Genomic DNA, 14640 nt, shown 5'->3' with positions numbered 1-14640 from the left:
AGCTCACGCTCGTCCTCCCCGACGCGCTCGCCCCCATGGGGGCCTGGATCGAGCAGCTGGTGGCAGAGTCGCTCGGGAAGGACTCGAAGGGCATCCTGCCCGTCGATGCCGAGCCGCTCGGCGAGCCGGCCGTCTATGACTCGGACCGGCTGTTCGTCGCCTACGCGGTCGGTGACGACCGCTTCGATCCCGCGCTGGACGCGCTCGAGGAGGATCACCCGGTCGTCCGGATCCGGATCGCGGACACCTCCCGCCTGGGGGCGGAGTGCTTCCGCTGGGAGCTCGCCACCGCGGTCTGCGCCCACGTGCTGGACATCCACCCCTTCGACCAGCCGGACGTCGAGTCGGCGAAGGTCCGGGCGCGCGAGGCGCTCGAGGAGCCGGCCGCGTCCCCCCCGGACCGCGGATCCGCCCCCGAGGTGCTCGCCTCGGTCGAGCCCGGCGACTACATCGCGATCCAGGCGTTCCTCACCCCGGACACCGACACCTCGCGCCGTCTGGCCCGGGCGCGGTTGGCGTTGCGGGACCGGTACCGGGTCGCCACCACCGTGGGGTTCGGGCCGCGGTTCCTGCACTCGACCGGACAGTTCCACAAGGGAGGCCCGGCTTCGGGTGTGTTCCTCCAGGTGACGAAGACCCACCGCGAGGACCTCGAGGTCCCGGGGCGCGGATACACGTTCGGGCGCCTGTTCGATGCCCAGGCGGACGGCGACCTGCTCGCCCTGCGCGACGCCAACCGTCGCGTGGCCCGGGTGACGCTCGAGGACCTGGAGGGGCTGGTCACCCCTGGGGCGTGACGAACCCCTCCCGCACCGCTCGGGCGTCCTCGTCGAAGGTGCCGCGTCCCATGAGGACGATGAACCCCCCGGCGAACGCCGGCCCGGTCATGACGGTCAATGCGGTGGTGAGCGACCCCGTCGCATCGGACACCACCCCGATCAGGAGCGGGCCGACCGCTCCCACGGCCGACCCCAGGAACGTCACGAGCGCGAACCCGATCCCCCGCCTGTGCGCCGGGAGGACGTCGGCGATAGATGCGGTGAGGGTGGGGATCCCGATCGAGAGCAAGGCGAACCCGGAGAAGAGCCCTAGCCCCTGCAGGGGGAGCGGGGCCAGCCAGAAGGCCACGCCGAGGGCCAGAGAGCCTGCTATCTCTCCCCACCCGCCCAACAGGATGCGGCCGCCTCGACGCGTCCCGTGCCACCGGTCCCCGAGCGCTCCACCGACGGCGGTCCCGACGATGACCCCCATCAGGCCGAGGCCCGCGGTCAGCGCCGCGGCCGGGAACTCGCCCAGGTCCCACCGCCTCGATAGGAAGGTGGGCAGCCAGTACAGCACCCCGGACAACCCCCCGAACAGGCAGGTGAGCCCGAGGAACACGAACCTCACCGTCGGGACGCGCCAGAGGGACCGCGAGTCCTCCCACAGCGCGCGTGGCCCCCGCGTGGCGAGCGTACCCTCCGCGTCGTGGCCGTCGTGGGCGCCGCGGGCCGGCTCGGGCAGGCGCCAGGCCAGCAAGGCGACGGCCAGACCCGGGACGACCATCGCGAAGAACGCGTAGCGCCAGCCGAGGAGCTGTCCGATCGCGCCACCGACGAGGACCCCGAGCGCGAGTCCGACGAAGTGCAGCATCCGCTGCGCGCCGTACGCCCGCGCGCGACGAGCGGGCTCGTAGTAGTCGCCGAGCAGGCTGAGCGCCGACGGGCTGTAGGTGCTGTCCGACGCGCCGAGCAGCACGCGGGTGGCGAAGAACATCGCGAACGAGAGGGCGGCCGCCGAGAGCGAGATGATCAGCGACCAGCTCGCGACCACGAGTCCGATCAGCCGGGTGCGGTCCGTTCGGTCGGCCAGGTACCCGGCCGGTAGCACCACCAACAGGCCGGCGATGGTCGCCGCCGTGGGTATCGCGCCCCCGGCGGTATCGCTGAACCCCCACTCCCTCTGGATGAGGGGGAGGACGCCCGCGACCGTGGACGTCTCCATCCGGTCGACGAGCGCCACCAGCGACAGGACGATCGCCGGCCGCCACCCGTACCCGCTGCTGCGGTCGCTCACGCGTGAATGGTACAGATCGCGGGCCGCGGTCCCGAAGGCATAGCATCGTCACGATGCGCTTGGCGATCGTCGGGCTCGGACGCATGGGGGCGAATATGGCTCGCCGCCTGCTGCGTCACGGCCACGAGGTCGTCGTCCACAATCGCTCTCCGGAGCCCGTGGCCGAGTTGGCCGCCGAGGGGGCCATCGCGGCCGATGAGCTGTCCGACGTCGTCCGCCTCCTCGAGGCCCCGCGCGTCGTGTGGCTCATGCTCCCGTCCGGCGCGATCACGGAGGAGGCGATCGGGTCGGTGGCCGGGCTCCTGGCCCCCGGGGACCTGATCGTCGACGGGGCCAACTCCAACTACCGCGACTCGATCAGACGCGGAACGACGCTCAGCGCGTCGGGGATCGGGTTCTGCGACGCCGGCGTCTCCGGCGGCATCTGGGGGCTCGAGAACGGCTACTGCGTGATGGTCGGGGGGAGCCCTGAGCACTACGAGATGATCCGTCCCGCCGCCGAGGCGCTCTCGGAGCCCGGGGGGTCCCTGCACGTCGGCCCGCTGGGGGCCGGGCACTTCACCAAGATGGTCCACAACGGCATCGAGTACGGGATGCTCCAGGCCTTCGGCGAGGGGTTCGAGCTCCTCCACGCGGCGTCCGAGTTCGAGATCGACCTACACGCGGTGGCCGAGCTCTGGCGTCATGGGAGCGTGGTCCAGTCCTGGCTCCTCGACCTACTCGAGATCGCCCTGCGCGACGATCGCCGGCTCGAGTCGCTGTCCGGATGGGTCGACGACTCCGGCGAGGGCAGGTGGACGGTCCAGGACGCGGTCGAGCGCGGCGTGCCCGCCACCGTCCTGGCGCACGCCCTGTTCGCCCGGTTCACCTCCCGGACGGACAACGCTTTCGCGATGAAGGTCATCGCCGCCCTGCGGAAGGGGTTCGGCGGACACGCGGTGCGTCCGACCGAGGACCTGTGACCGTAGCGAAGAGGCGCGCGCCGGTCCGCCCGCGCAAGCCGGGGGACCAGACGGTGGTCATCTTCGGGGCGTCCGGTGACCTGGTCTCCCGGAAGTTGATCGGGGCTCTGTGGGCGCTGGACCGCGACGGCCTCATGCCCGATGAGTGGCGGGTGGTCGGCTACGCGCGCACGGACCTCGACGACGAGCGCTTCCGGGAGCGGATGCGGGAAGCGCTGACGAAGAGGCCGGACTTCGCGGCGAAGCGATGGACCCGGTTCGCCAAGCGGCTGCACTACGTGCGGGGCGCATACGACGACCTCGCGGGGCTGGACGACGAGCTGCGTGAGCACGGGGTCGCGGGCGGCAGACGCCTCTACTACTGCTCGGTCCCACCCTCCGCCTATGAGCCGATCGTGGCCGAGATCGGCCGGCACCGGCTCGGCGAGGGGTCGCGCATGGTCGTGGAGAAGCCGTTCGGACACGACCTCGCGTCGGCGAAGCGGCTCAACCGTCTGATCCATCAGGTCTTCGACGAGGATCAGGTCTTCCGGATAGACCACTACCTCGGCAAGGAGACCGTCCAGAACATCCTCGTCTTCAGGTTCTCCAACGGGATGTTCGAACCGATCTGGAACCGCCGCTACGTGACCCAGGTGGAGATCACCGTCGCCGAGTCCGAGGGCGTGGGACACCGGGGCGGGTTCTACGAGGAGGCGGGGGCGCTGCGCGACATCGTCCAGAACCACATCTTCCAGGTGCTCACGTTCCTGACGATGGAGCCTCCCGCGTCCTTCGATCCGGGAGCCCTGCGCGACGAGAAGTCGAAGGTCCTGGCCGCGCTCCGCCGGATCGAGCCCGAGGACACGGTCTTCGGCCAGTACGGCCCCGGACGCGTCGACGGCCGGAAGGCGCCCGGCTACCGGTCCGAGGAGGGGGTGGACCCGCGCTCGCGCACCGAGACGTTCGTCGCGATGCGCCTCTGGATCGACAATTGGCGCTGGGCAACCGTGCCGTTCTACGTCCGGACCGGCAAGCGCCTGCCCAGGAGAGTGACCGAGGTGACGATGAAGTTCCACGACGCCCCCCACTCCCTCTTCCGTGACTCCTCGGTCGCTCCGAACCACCTGACCCTGCGCATCCAGCCGGACGAGGGGATCTGCCTCTCGTTCGACGCGAAGGTGCCGGGCCCGGAGATGCGCATCGAGCCGGTGACGATGGACTTCAGCTACGGAGCGCACTTCGGGTCCGAGACCCCGGAGGCCTACGAGCGGCTGCTGCGGGACGCGATGGTGGGCGACCATACGCTGTTCCCCCGGTCCGACGAGGTGGAGCGGGCTTGGGACGCGCTTGAGACCGTCGTCCACGACCGTCCCCGGCTCTATCGGTACGCCGCGGGCACGTGGGGGCCGCGGGCGGCGCACGACCTCGTGCCGGGCGGGTGGCACCTGGGCGACTGACTCGCGACCCCCCTCCCGCTTGTTTGGCCCCCTACCCGAGGTGGAAGAATGGTGGACGGGGCCGATCAAGGAGGGAAGCCTATGGGACTCGGTCGTAGCAAGAAGAAGCCGACCGCGGAGGAGCTGCGGCACCGCGCCTCCGACATCAAGGAGAAGGCGGCGATCCTGGCCGAGGAGGGCAAGCCGGCCCTCCGGGACTTCTCCTCGACCACCTCTGCTGCCGCCAGGGAGTTCGCCACGACCGCCTTCTCGGCAGCGAAGGAGCTGATGGAGGTCGTGGAGAAGGCGGCCGACCGGCTCGAGGAGCAGTCGAAGCCCGCCCGCCGGCGCGGACGCAAGCTGTTGAAGGCGTCCATCGCGATCGGCGCGGGAGTGTTCCTGTTCACGAACGAGAAGGTCCGCAGCACCGTCACCGGTCTCATGGGAGGCGGGAGCGAGCCCGAGCCGTGGGCTCCCCCGAGTGACGGTCAGTTCACACCCTCTGAACCGAGCTCGACGACCACGCCCTGACCTGACGTGCCACCAGGGAGCCGCGGCCGCAGGCCGCGGCTCCTTCACGTCACAGGTACGCCTGCGCGTGCGTGAGGATCCGGTCGGCGTCGGGACCTGAAGCGCCCAGTCGCGACCTCTCGTCGCCGCGATCCCGGTGAGTGACCACTCGACACCAGTCCGAGGCGCTCCCACGGATCACGGTCGGGGCCCCGGGGGGGCCGAGGGTCCACTCGTCTCCGGACGGACCCGTCAGTTCGAGGCGCACGGGTCCGGACAGCTGCAGCCCCCGCGTGCCGAGCGCGTAGGGCAGGGCACGCAGGCCGATGAAAGCGACGTGGCGGATGCGGTCCGTGTCCACCGGCTCCCGTTCCACAGCGGCGTGGCAGTCCAGGGAGTGGGCCCAGGTCTCCATCAGCCGGGCCGTGGTGAAGGAGACGGGGCTCATCTGGTTCGGCCCCCATGGGATCCGATGAGCCGGGTCGACCCGCAGGAGTGCGTCGCGGAGACGTTCGTTCGATGTCCGCCACCAGTCGTGCACCTCGGAGGGGGTGCGATCGCGCCCCTTCAGGACCTGGCCGTGGGTGAAGGCCTCGCCCGATCCCGCCGTGATCGCCTCGGTCATCAGGTCCCGGGGGCCGCCGGTGGCGCAGTCGTGGGCCAGGTCGTCGGTGTCCGCGAGGTGGGAGACGGTGTCGCGAACGTCCCACCCTTCCGCGGGCGTGGGCCGGGACCAGTCGGCGTCGTCCATCCCGGCCAGGAGCTCGTCGAGGGCAGCCGCCTCGGCGGCGAAGTCCTCGACCACGTCGGGGAGGGTCAGCCGTTCCATGACTCGGTGAGGGCGCGCTTGTTCACCTTCCCGATGTCGTTGCGCGGGAGCGCGTCCACGAGCCGGATCTCCTTGGGCACGGCCGCCGCCGATGCGTGCTGGCGGCACCAGGCGACGAGCTCGTCGGTGTCCACCTCCGCGGACGCCACGACGGCCGCGACCACCTTCTGGCCCCAGTCGGGGTCGGGTACCCCGAAGACCGATGCCTCGGCGACGTTCGGGTGCGAGCTGAGGGCGACCTCGGCCTCGGCGGGGTAGACGTTGACGCCGCCCGAGATGATCATGTCGTCGGCCCGGTCGACCACGTAGAGATAGCCGCGGTCGTCCACGTACCCGACGTCGCGCACCGAGACGTAGCCGTCGCGCACGCGCTCGGTGGTCAGGTCGGGGTCGTCGAGGTACCGCTCCATCAGAGCCCTGCTCGCCGCCCATATCTCGCCCCGCTCCCCGGGGGCCACGGGGTTCCCGTCCGGGTCGCAGACCTTCACGTCGACCCCGGGGACGATCCTGCCCACCGAACCGGGGGCGGTCCGTTGGTCGGCCGGCGACGCCACCGACACCCACCCCATCTCGGTGGACCCGTACAGGTCGTAGATGACGTCCCCGAGCAAGGCACGAGCGTCGGCCCGCACCTCCTCGCGCAAGGGGGAGCCGGTGCAGACGACGACGCGCAGCGAGGACAGGTCGAACTCCTTCGTGCGCTCCCACGCGCAGATCCGCTGGAGCATCGTCGGGACGACCGCGGTCGTCGTGACCCGGTGCTCCTGGACCGTACGGCAGAAGGCCTCCTCCGAGAAGCGCTCGACCAGGACGAGTGGGGAGCCGAGCACCTGGGAGACCGTCGCGAACCCCGAGCCCGACGAGTGGTAGAGCGGGCACACGACCATGTGAACGTCCCCACGCTTGAACGGGATGACCCGCAGGAACCCGGCGAAGGCGGAGACGCTCGCGTTGTCGTCGAGGTTGCGGACCGCCCCCTTCGGGCGCCCGGTCGTTCCCGAGGTGAAGATCACCACACGCGCGGCGGTGTCCTCCCCGGGGACGGGCGGCTCCGCGTCGGACGCCCCGCTGATGGCCGTCTCGTGCGCGTCCCCGACCGTGATGACGTGGGGCGCCGGGACGTCGTCGCGGTCGGTGAACAGGACCTTCGACGACGTCCTCTGGATCAGGTCCTGTGCCTGCGAAGCAGGGACCTTCGGTCCGATGAACGAGACGTGGGCGCCGACCAGGATCCCCGCTCCCTGGGCCTCGAGGAACTCGGGACGGTTGGGGAGCATGATCGCCACGCCGTCTCCCGGTCCGACCCCGAGGGAGCGCAGGTGGTTGGCCAGGCGACGGATGCGGTCCTGCAGCCCCGCCCAGGTGGTGGTCCGGCCCTCGAAGACGAGGGCGGCATCGCTCGGGTGGTCGGCCGCGTGGATCGCGTACAGGAGAGCCGCCTTCGGGGATCCTCGACGGACGTGGTGGGCGATCGTCCCGAGCACCCGGGGGCCGAGCGGGCGAACGATCCCCGAGCGCAGCAGCGCGCCGGCCCCCGCCGCCACCTCCCTCGGGTCGGGCAGAGCGCCGCCGCGCATCAGGCGTTGAACATGCGCTGCATCTGCTGGGCGAACATCATGTCGCCGCGCAGCTTGAGCTTCCCGCTCATGAACGCCTGCATGCCGTCGAGGTTGCCCGAGATCAGCCGAAGGAAGTCGGGCACCGTGAGGCTCAGCGTGACGCGTGCGTCCGACGGGTCACGCTTCTCGTAGGTGCACTGCTTGTCCTTCACGATCACGGCGTAGTCATGGGTCTGACCGTCCTCGGTGAGCGAGTAGCCGATGACGCAGTCCTGGGCCGTATCCGGGTTCAGCGCCTGGGTCATCCCGTCGAAGACCATGTCCAGGCCCTGCTCCACGCTCCCGCTCATCTCCTTCATCAGCGACAGGATCTCCTCGTCGGACCTGTCTTTGATGCCTTCGGCCAGCATCTGCCGCGGATCGTCGGACATCGTTGCCCTCCCTGTGGTCGCGTGGCTCCTGCCACCCATCGTGTCCGATGGCGGGGCGCGGCGTCGACCGCGGGGCGTACCCTCAGCACATGTCGATCGCCTCGTTCTTCGGCGGGAGCGCCCCGGCCCGGCTGGCCCGGGACACGTTGTTCATCCCGTCCTTCGCGAACGCGGCGGCGCTCCTGACCTCCGACGGCGTGGTGCTCGTCGACTGCGGGCACGAGCTGAGCGGACCGGCGATCCACGCCGCGGTCCGAGCGTTCACGGACGCGCCGCTGCACACCGTGGTCTACACCCACGGACACGTCGACCATGTCGGCGGGTGGGGCCCCTGGGAGGCCGAGGGAGCCGACCCCCGGGTGGTGGCCCACGAGGCCGTCCACTCCCGCTTCGACCGGTACCTGCGCACCCCCGGGCTGAACGAGCACATAAACCGGGTCCAGTTCGGGGTGGAGGGGGTCCGGTGGCCGCGTGCGTTCCGGCGTCCGGACATCACCTACCGCACCTCCCTCGACCTGGAGGTGGGAGGCGAGACGCTCCACCTCCATCACGCGAGGGGGGAGACCGACGACGCGACCTGGTTGTGGGCTCCCGACCGGGGGGTCCTGTGCACGGGCGACCTGTGGATCTCCTCGGTTCCCAACTGCGGCAACCCCCAGAAGGTGCAGCGCTACCCCGACGGATGGGCGGACGCGCTGGAGGTGATGGCAGGACTCCGTGCGGAGGTGCTCCTCCCGGGCCACGGTCCGGCGATCGAGGGCGCCGACACGGTGCGCAGCGCCCTGCTCGAGGTGTGCGGCTTCCTCCGCTCGATCGTCGAGCAGACCCTGGACCTGTTGAACGCGGGGGTCGTGGCGGACGAGATACCGCACCGGGTGCGCATCCCGGACGTGGCGGACAGCCCGTACCTGGCTCCCATCTACGACCGGCCCGAGTTCATCATCCGCAACGTGATCCGGCTCTACGGGGGGTGGTGGAACGGGAGGCCGGCGGACCTGCTACCGGCCCCCGCCTCGAGCCGGGCCCGTGAGATCGCGCGCCTCGCGGGCGGGGTCGGTCCCCTGGTCGCGAGGGCCCGTGAGCTGGCCGCGACGGACCTGCCCCTCGCGTGCCACCTGGCCGAGTGGGCCTTGCTCGCCGACCCGGGGTCGGCGGAGGCCCAGAGCGCGGTGCGCGACCTGTTCGCCAGACGGGCGGAGGAGGAGACCTCGCTGATGGGCCAGGGCATCTATCGACACGCCGTCCGTGAGGCGGAGGCCGCCTTGGGGTCCGCTCAGGACGTCGATTGACCGAAGCACACGGCGAAGGCGGGGCGCTGATCGGGAGCCCGGACCGTCTCTTCGGTCGGGGGTAGCTCGATCTCAACGGGTCGCCCGTACTCGAGGAGCTCGGTCGTCGTCTTCATCGAGAACCTCCGGTCGGAGCTGGATGTGTCGGTGACGAGCCTCCGTGGGCGACCGCCGTCGTCGATCCATGCCTCCGCCGTCACCTCGCTCACCCGCAGCTGCTCGAGGCGGCTCTCCGTCGCCGCCCTCCGGGGGGGCGGCAGCGCTTCGATGAGTTCCTTCACCGTCACCGTGAACCGGTAACGCGTCGTCCGGGCGCCGCGCACGTCCTCCGTCCCGACGCGCGCCGCGGTGCTGCCGGCCGCGCGCATGTGATCGAGCGACAGGGTGGGCTCGACGAGCACCCAGTTGATGTCCAGCGCGTTGTTCGCGACCGCCTCGAGGCGCATCCACGCCTTCTCGCCGTGCGCCTGGCGGTGGCTCTCCGGGATCCTCAGGAAGGCGCGGTCGGCGTCCATCACGACCTCGCAGGGGCGGGTCTGCGCCGTCCGGTCGCTCTCCTGCGAGGCGGTCAAGGTGGCCCGGGCGCGCCGGGCGGTGAAGTCGACCACCCCTTCCCCCCTGGCGACCGTAGCGAGCGTGCCCTCGTCCCGGGCGACCGAGACGTCGCTCGTCACCTCCATCGTCGCGGACCCGGCCTCCACCGCCCGGTCCGGCGCCCTCTGCAGTGGGCTCGACGAGGTCTGCCCTCGCGAGCACGCGAGGCCCGCGAGCAGCGCCATCGCGACGGGCACGATCCGAGACCGCATCGCGAGCACGCTACACCATCGCTTCGGCGAACGGCCCTTACAGTGGTCGCATGCTGCGGTTCTGCGGGTCGATAGCGATCGCGTGCCCCGTCTCCGACGTCTTCGCGTACGTGAGCGACTGGCGCAACCCACCGAGGTTCCTCAAGGCGCTGAAGAGGTTCGAGCCGGTGGACCCGGAGAACGCCTACGGGCTCGGCTCCCGGTTCGCTGCCACGGTGGCCGTCGGTCCGGTCAACGTCGACGGGGAGATGGAGGTCATCGAGTTCGTCCCGAACGAGCGTGTCGTCTTCCACACGCGGCGAGGACCGAAGATGCGCGGAACGTGGGATTTCCGGACCGAGGACGGCCACACCGTCGTCGACCTCACGAACGACTTCGACTCGCTGCCGGGCGGCCTGGTCGGACGCGTCGTCCGGACGTTCATCGACCAGCAGGCCCAGCACGAGCTCGACGCGTCCCTCGAGGAACTGAAGAGACGGCTGGAGTCGGGCGACCTCTGAGGGGGCCGTGAGAGAATCGGTCTCATGGCCAGATCCCCGGCGCGCAGACGCTACGCGACAGGAGTCCCCGAGCTCGACGAGAAGATCTCGCAGCTCATCGCAGAGGCGGGGATCGAGCGCCACTCAGAGCTGATAGGCCAGATCATCGTCACCGGGCTGCTCCTGGCCCGGGACGGGGCGTCGCGGCTCGACGTCAAGATCATCAACGCCGCGCTGAAGGAGATGCGCTACGCGTTCAAGATCTTCGCTCCCTACCGCGACGTGCAGAAGGTGAGCGTGTTCGGCTCGGCCCGGTCGCGCGACGGCGACCCCGACTACGAGCAGGCCCGTGAGTTCGGACGCAGGATCGCCGAGCGCGGGTGGATGGTCGTGACCGGGGCCGGACCGGGATCGATGGAGGCGGCCAACGCGGGAGCGGGAGCCGCCCGCAGCTTCGGCGTCAACATCCGCCTGCCGTTCGAAGCGGAGCCGAACCCCTTCATCGCCGAGGACCCCAAGCTCATCAACTTCAAATACTTCTTCACCCGCAAGCTGATGTTCATCAAGGAGGCCGAGGCCTTCGTCCTGCTGCCGGGAGGGTTCGGGACGATGGACGAGGCCTTTGAGCTCCTCACGCTCACCCAGACCGGGAAGAGCGATATCCACCCGATCGTGCTCCTCGACCGCCCCGGGGGCACGTTCTGGCGCCAGTGGCTCGACTTCATCCAGGAAGGGCTCTTCGCCAACGGCTACATCTCCGAGATCGACCTGGCGCTGTTCAAGCTGACCGACGACGTCGAGGACGCCGTCAACGAGATCGACCGCTTCTACCGCAACTACCACTCGATGCGGTACGTCCAGGACCGCCTGGTGCTGCGGATGAAGAACGCTCCGGGGCCCGACGGACTGGCCGACCTCGGGAGCCGCTTCGCCGACATCGTGGTCCGCGGCGGGTTCGAGGTGGTGGAGCCCTCCAAGGTGGAGATCCAGGACGACGACGCCGTGGACCTCCAGCGGGTCGCGTTCACCTTCGACCGCACGCACTTCGGACGTCTACGGCAGCTGATCGACCACCTCAACGACTCCTGACGGCTCCGTGGACGGGTCGGCCGCCGGGGGGTCGTCCGCCGAGGCGGGGGTTATCGCCATACCCGCGCACTCCGGACAGGGCAGCGATACCGGTTGCATCGAACCCCCGAGGGCGACGAGGCGGCCGAGCCCGATGCAGACGGGACACCCGTTGTTCATCCCAGCACCTCCCGAACGCGGGGGGAAGGGGGGGAAGCCGGGTGCAGCCTAGACGGCGCGCGGACCCGGGGCTGTGACGCTGTTCACACCTGCTTGGGCTAGCGGTAGCGCCAGACGATCCGTCCGCGGGACAGGTCGTACGGGGAGAGCTCCACCTTCACCCGGTCGCCGGGCATGATCCGGATGTACATCTTGCGCATCTTCCCGGAGATGTGTCCGAGCACCTGATGTCCGTTCTCGAGCTCGACGCGGAACATGACGTTGGGCAGCGCTTCGAGGACGGTCCCTTCGGCCTCGATGACGCCCTCCTTGCCGGGGGTGTCACGGGTCGCGGGGGGGCCGTCGTTCGCTGCCGGACGGCCCCCGCTCCTGCGCGGTTGGTAGCCGCCACGTCGTTTCCTGGCCACGCGAGCTCCTGTCGATCGGTTCGGGTCGCCAGAGATCCTACTGCGGATCTAGCAGCCCCCGCAGAACTGCTGGGTCGCGATCAGGCCGCGGGGTCCGTTGTAGATCCCTATCCCCAGCGAGGTGAACTCCGGGTCCAGGATGTTGCGCCGGTGCCCCGGTGACCTCATCAGGCCGTCGTGGGCCATCGAGACGCTCGGGGCGATGGCCAGGTTCTCCCCCGACACGACGTACTCGATCCGGGCCCGGGTCATCCGCTCCGAAGGTGAGGACCCGTCCATCCCGCGGTGGGCGAAGTACCCCTGCACGTACATGTCGAAGGAGTGGCTCCGTCCGAGGTCGCGCAGCCTCTCGTCGTAGGTGAGCGCGCGCAGGCCGCGTTTCGTGCGCTCCTCGTTCACCAGCCGGAAGAGGTCCTGCTCGGCTCCCTCGTCGACGGCGATCTCGTGCGCGGCCGCCGGCGGGAACCGCATCGGGGGAGCCTCGTCCACCTCGGGACGCTCGTCGGACCGCTGCAACCTCAGCGACTGGCGCAGGTAGAGGATCATCTTCTCCGCGTCCCGCGCGGCTACCCGCTGCAGGATCCTGGTGGCGGGGAACGCCGATGAGAGCAGCAGCCTCCCGGAGGGGGACCGTCGGACCGCGTCGGAGAGCCCGAGCGGGAGGGGAGCGAGCTGTGAGACGAGCATGAGGAAGGTCATCGCGGTGGTCGCGAGGGCTACCCCGAACCCGGCCCCCACGACCCGGTTCGTCAGGTGGATGCCCGGCTGCCAGGTGACCCGGTTCACCTTCAGCCCGAGCAGGGCGACGGCGATGATGATCGGGACGAAGATGAGGGCCCCTCCCACGACGTACGCCGTGCCTGGGCCGACCCCTACCCACCGCAGCGGGGCGGCCGGCAGCCGGTAGAACCGCAGCGCCGCGATCAGCCCGATGCCGAACCCGAACAGGTCCAGCGCCTGGGTGGCGAACCCGCGCCTCCAGCCGACGCGGGCCAGGGTGTAGCAGGCTCCGAGCAGGGCCAGGTCGACGAGCGCGAACATGCGGTCAGGACTCGACCACGTCCCCGTCGAGCCGGTCCACCTGGACCCCCACCTCGCGGAGCCACGTGATCCCAGACTCGAGCGCCTCCTCGGCGCCCTCGGCCTCCAGGATCACCCACCCCACCTTCTCCTCGACGTTGGCGCGGCGGATGTTGGTGATGATGTCGTACTGCTTGCTCAGCCTCCAGATCAGCGGCTCCTGGATGAGCGTGTCGGGGAACGTCAGGTGCAGCCGCAGCTTCGGCATCTGTGCAACCTCCCTAACCGGTGGACGGCGGCCGTCTGGCTAGCCGTCGGACAGCGCCTCGACCACCGGCAGGCTCGTACCGGCGCGCCGGTACCCGCGGGGATCGATGGACACCTCACGGTATCCGGCGCCGGCGACGGCCTGCATGACCTTGGACCGCAGCGGCTCGGTCCCGATCCGGCCGAGGTCCGCCGGGGGCACCTCGACCGAGGCGCGGCTCCCGTGATGACGCACCCTCACCTGGGTGAACCCGAGGGCGCGGACGGCTGCCTCTGCGCGCTCGACGGTCCGCAGGGCGTCGACGGATACCGGGGTCCCGTGGGGGATCCGGGAGGAGAGACACGCCGCTTGAGGCTTGTCCCATACGGGGAGCCCGGCGTCCCTGGCCAGGCGCCGCACGTCGGACTTGGCCAGCCCGGCGTCCAGGAGCGGCTGGACCGCGCCCCGCCGCCGGGCGCTCTCCAGGCCCGGCCGGACATCCCCCAGGTCGTCGGTGACGGTCCCGAGGGCCACGTGCGCGAAACCGCGGTCCGCGGCGAGGGGGAAGAGGCTGTCGAACAGGGCCTGCTTGCAGTGGAAGCAGCGGTCCGGCGCGTTGCGGAGGTACTCAGGGCGTTCGAACTCGTCCGTCCGCACGACCTCGACCGCGAACCCCGCCCGGCGGGCCACGTCCAATGCCTCGGCGAGCTCCGCCCGCGGGAGCGACGGGGAGTCCGCGATCGCGGCCATGGCTCGGGAGCCCAGCACCCTGTTCGCTGCGTACGCGAGGTAACAGGAATCGACGCCTCCCGAGTAGGCGACGACCACGGAGCGCAGGTCCTCCAGCACCGTCTGCAGCCGGCCATCCACCCGACCACCCTAACCGGGTGGCGTTAGCCGCGGGGTGGGTGGGTATGCACCCGGGTGAGCGAGGAGGACGACATGGCCAGAGACATAAGCGTCAACTGCGAGATCTGCGGAACGACCCTTCCACTCGAGCGGGCGAAGGAGGTCCTGTTCGAGCGCGACCAGAACTCCTACCACGTGATGGACCTCTGCCCGACCTGCCTGGACGACGTGCTCCAGAGGTCGGAGTCGGTGAACGACACGAACGGGATGAGGCAGCAGGCGGCGGCGCTCGTCCGGATGCCCGGCAACGAGATCCCGGCCGGCGCGTCGAGCGGAGCGCAGAAGGGGTCGTGAGCGCCGTGTCACAGGCACACCTCACCGTGGAGCCCCGTCCCACCGCGCAGGCGGAGGTGCGGCACTGGCTGAGGGAGCTCGGGTGGTTCGAGGGAGGGGTCCTCGAGGTGCTGGAGCTCCTGCTCAGTGAGCTCGTCGCCAACAGCGTCCGGCACGCCGGACTGGCCGGATCGGACA

General features: G+C 70.4%; 18 protein-coding genes. 9 read left to right on the top strand and 9 right to left on the bottom strand.

Going from position 1 to position 14640, the window contains the following annotated elements; genetic code table 11:
* Nucleotides 1-797: glucose-6-phosphate isomerase (locus VM840_11040; GenBank protein ID HVL82111.1), on the top strand; the 797-nt coding region annotated here is incomplete at its 5' end.
* On the opposite strand, the gene VM840_11035 is transcribed toward VM840_11040, so the two are convergent.
* Entirely contained in the window at nucleotides 781-2055 is a 1275-nt protein-coding gene (locus VM840_11035) for an MFS transporter (protein ID HVL82110.1), read from the bottom strand. The two genes, VM840_11040 and VM840_11035, sit on opposite strands and share 17 nt — an antisense overlap.
* 2 nt (nucleotides 2056-2057) lie before the next feature.
* On the opposite strand from VM840_11035, the gene gnd reads away from it, so the two are divergent.
* The 3 genes from gnd to VM840_11020 all read left to right on the top strand — a co-directional run bounded on the left by gnd (nucleotide 2058) and on the right by VM840_11020 (nucleotide 4966).
* A complete protein-coding gene (gene gnd, locus VM840_11030; protein HVL82109.1) occupies nucleotides 2058-3017 on the top strand; it encodes a decarboxylating 6-phosphogluconate dehydrogenase in 960 nt (319 codons plus the stop codon).
* Complete coding sequence (gene zwf, locus VM840_11025; protein ID HVL82108.1) at nucleotides 3014-4456, top strand: glucose-6-phosphate dehydrogenase; 1443 nt, start codon at nucleotides 3014-3016, stop codon at nucleotides 4454-4456. The genes gnd and zwf overlap by 4 nt, the downstream gene beginning before the upstream one ends.
* Before the next feature lie 81 nt (nucleotides 4457-4537).
* Complete coding sequence (locus VM840_11020) at nucleotides 4538-4966, top strand: hypothetical protein (protein ID HVL82107.1); 429 nt, start codon at nucleotides 4538-4540, stop codon at nucleotides 4964-4966.
* A 49-nt stretch (nucleotides 4967-5015) separates the two neighbouring features.
* Here VM840_11020 and VM840_11015 read toward each other — a convergent pair whose 3' ends face one another.
* Genes VM840_11015 through VM840_11005 form a run of 3 tightly spaced genes read right to left on the bottom strand, consistent with a single transcriptional unit; the run spans nucleotide 5016 to nucleotide 7764 of the window.
* Nucleotides 5016-5774: a maleylpyruvate isomerase family mycothiol-dependent enzyme gene (locus VM840_11015; protein ID HVL82106.1), complete on the bottom strand. Its 759-nt coding sequence runs from the start codon at nucleotides 5772-5774 to the stop codon at nucleotides 5016-5018.
* Nucleotides 5762-7351 carry an AMP-binding protein gene (locus tag VM840_11010; protein ID HVL82105.1) on the bottom strand — a complete coding sequence of 530 codons (1590 nt, stop codon included), beginning with the start codon at nucleotides 7349-7351 and terminating at the stop codon, nucleotides 5762-5764. Before VM840_11010 ends, VM840_11015 begins: the two co-directional genes overlap by 13 nt.
* Nucleotides 7351-7764, bottom strand: coding sequence for an SCP2 sterol-binding domain-containing protein (locus VM840_11005; GenBank protein ID HVL82104.1), 414 nt, complete (start codon nucleotides 7762-7764; stop codon nucleotides 7351-7353). The genes VM840_11010 and VM840_11005 overlap by 1 nt, the downstream gene beginning before the upstream one ends.
* Nucleotides 7765-7853: 89 nt before the next feature.
* Here VM840_11005 and VM840_11000 point away from each other — a divergent pair, with 89 nt between their 5' ends.
* Nucleotides 7854-9053, top strand: a complete 1200-nt coding sequence (locus VM840_11000; protein ID HVL82103.1) for an alkyl sulfatase dimerization domain-containing protein — start codon at nucleotides 7854-7856, stop codon at nucleotides 9051-9053.
* Here the strand turns inward: VM840_11000 and VM840_10995 are convergent.
* Nucleotides 9038-9859 carry a hypothetical protein gene (locus tag VM840_10995; GenBank protein ID HVL82102.1) on the bottom strand — a complete coding sequence of 274 codons (822 nt, stop codon included), beginning with the start codon at nucleotides 9857-9859 and terminating at the stop codon, nucleotides 9038-9040. The two genes, VM840_11000 and VM840_10995, sit on opposite strands and share 16 nt — an antisense overlap.
* Before the next feature lie 50 nt (nucleotides 9860-9909).
* On the opposite strand from VM840_10995, the gene VM840_10990 reads away from it, so the two are divergent.
* Both VM840_10990 and VM840_10985 read left to right on the top strand, forming a co-directional pair.
* Nucleotides 9910-10359, top strand: coding sequence for an SRPBCC family protein (locus VM840_10990; protein ID HVL82101.1), 450 nt, complete (start codon nucleotides 9910-9912; stop codon nucleotides 10357-10359).
* Nucleotides 10360-10383: 24 nt separating this feature from the next.
* On the top strand, nucleotides 10384-11427 hold the full coding sequence (locus VM840_10985) for a TIGR00730 family Rossman fold protein (GenBank protein HVL82100.1): 1044 nt from the start codon (nucleotides 10384-10386) through the stop codon (nucleotides 11425-11427).
* A 257-nt stretch (nucleotides 11428-11684) separates the two neighbouring features.
* Here VM840_10985 and infA read toward each other — a convergent pair whose 3' ends face one another.
* The 4 genes from infA to larE form a co-directional block, all read right to left on the bottom strand.
* Nucleotides 11685-11885: a translation initiation factor IF-1 gene (gene infA / locus VM840_10980; GenBank protein HVL82099.1), complete on the bottom strand. Its 201-nt coding sequence runs from the start codon at nucleotides 11883-11885 to the stop codon at nucleotides 11685-11687.
* Nucleotides 11886-12041: 156 nt separating this feature from the next.
* Nucleotides 12042-13034, bottom strand: a complete 993-nt coding sequence (locus tag VM840_10975; protein HVL82098.1) for a CvpA family protein — start codon at nucleotides 13032-13034, stop codon at nucleotides 12042-12044.
* 4 nt (nucleotides 13035-13038) lie between these two features.
* On the bottom strand, nucleotides 13039-13281 hold the full coding sequence (locus tag VM840_10970) for an NIL domain-containing protein (protein ID HVL82097.1): 243 nt from the start codon (nucleotides 13279-13281) through the stop codon (nucleotides 13039-13041).
* Between the two features lie 39 nt (nucleotides 13282-13320).
* Nucleotides 13321-14130 carry an ATP-dependent sacrificial sulfur transferase LarE gene (gene larE / locus VM840_10965; protein HVL82096.1) on the bottom strand — a complete coding sequence of 270 codons (810 nt, stop codon included), beginning with the start codon at nucleotides 14128-14130 and terminating at the stop codon, nucleotides 13321-13323.
* Between the two features lie 72 nt (nucleotides 14131-14202).
* Between larE and VM840_10960 the strand changes: the two genes are divergently transcribed.
* On the top strand, nucleotides 14203-14463 hold the full coding sequence (locus tag VM840_10960; GenBank protein HVL82095.1) for a hypothetical protein: 261 nt from the start codon (nucleotides 14203-14205) through the stop codon (nucleotides 14461-14463).
* Nucleotides 14460-14640: hypothetical protein (locus VM840_10955; GenBank protein HVL82094.1), on the top strand; the 181-nt coding region annotated here is incomplete at its 3' end. The genes VM840_10960 and VM840_10955, both read left to right, overlap by 4 nt.

It is taken from the genome of Actinomycetota bacterium (genome assembly GCA_035540895.1).
Classification (GTDB): domain Bacteria; phylum Actinomycetota; class JAICYB01; order JAICYB01; family JAICYB01; genus DATLFR01.
This window is presented reverse-complemented; position numbering and strand designations above follow the sequence as displayed.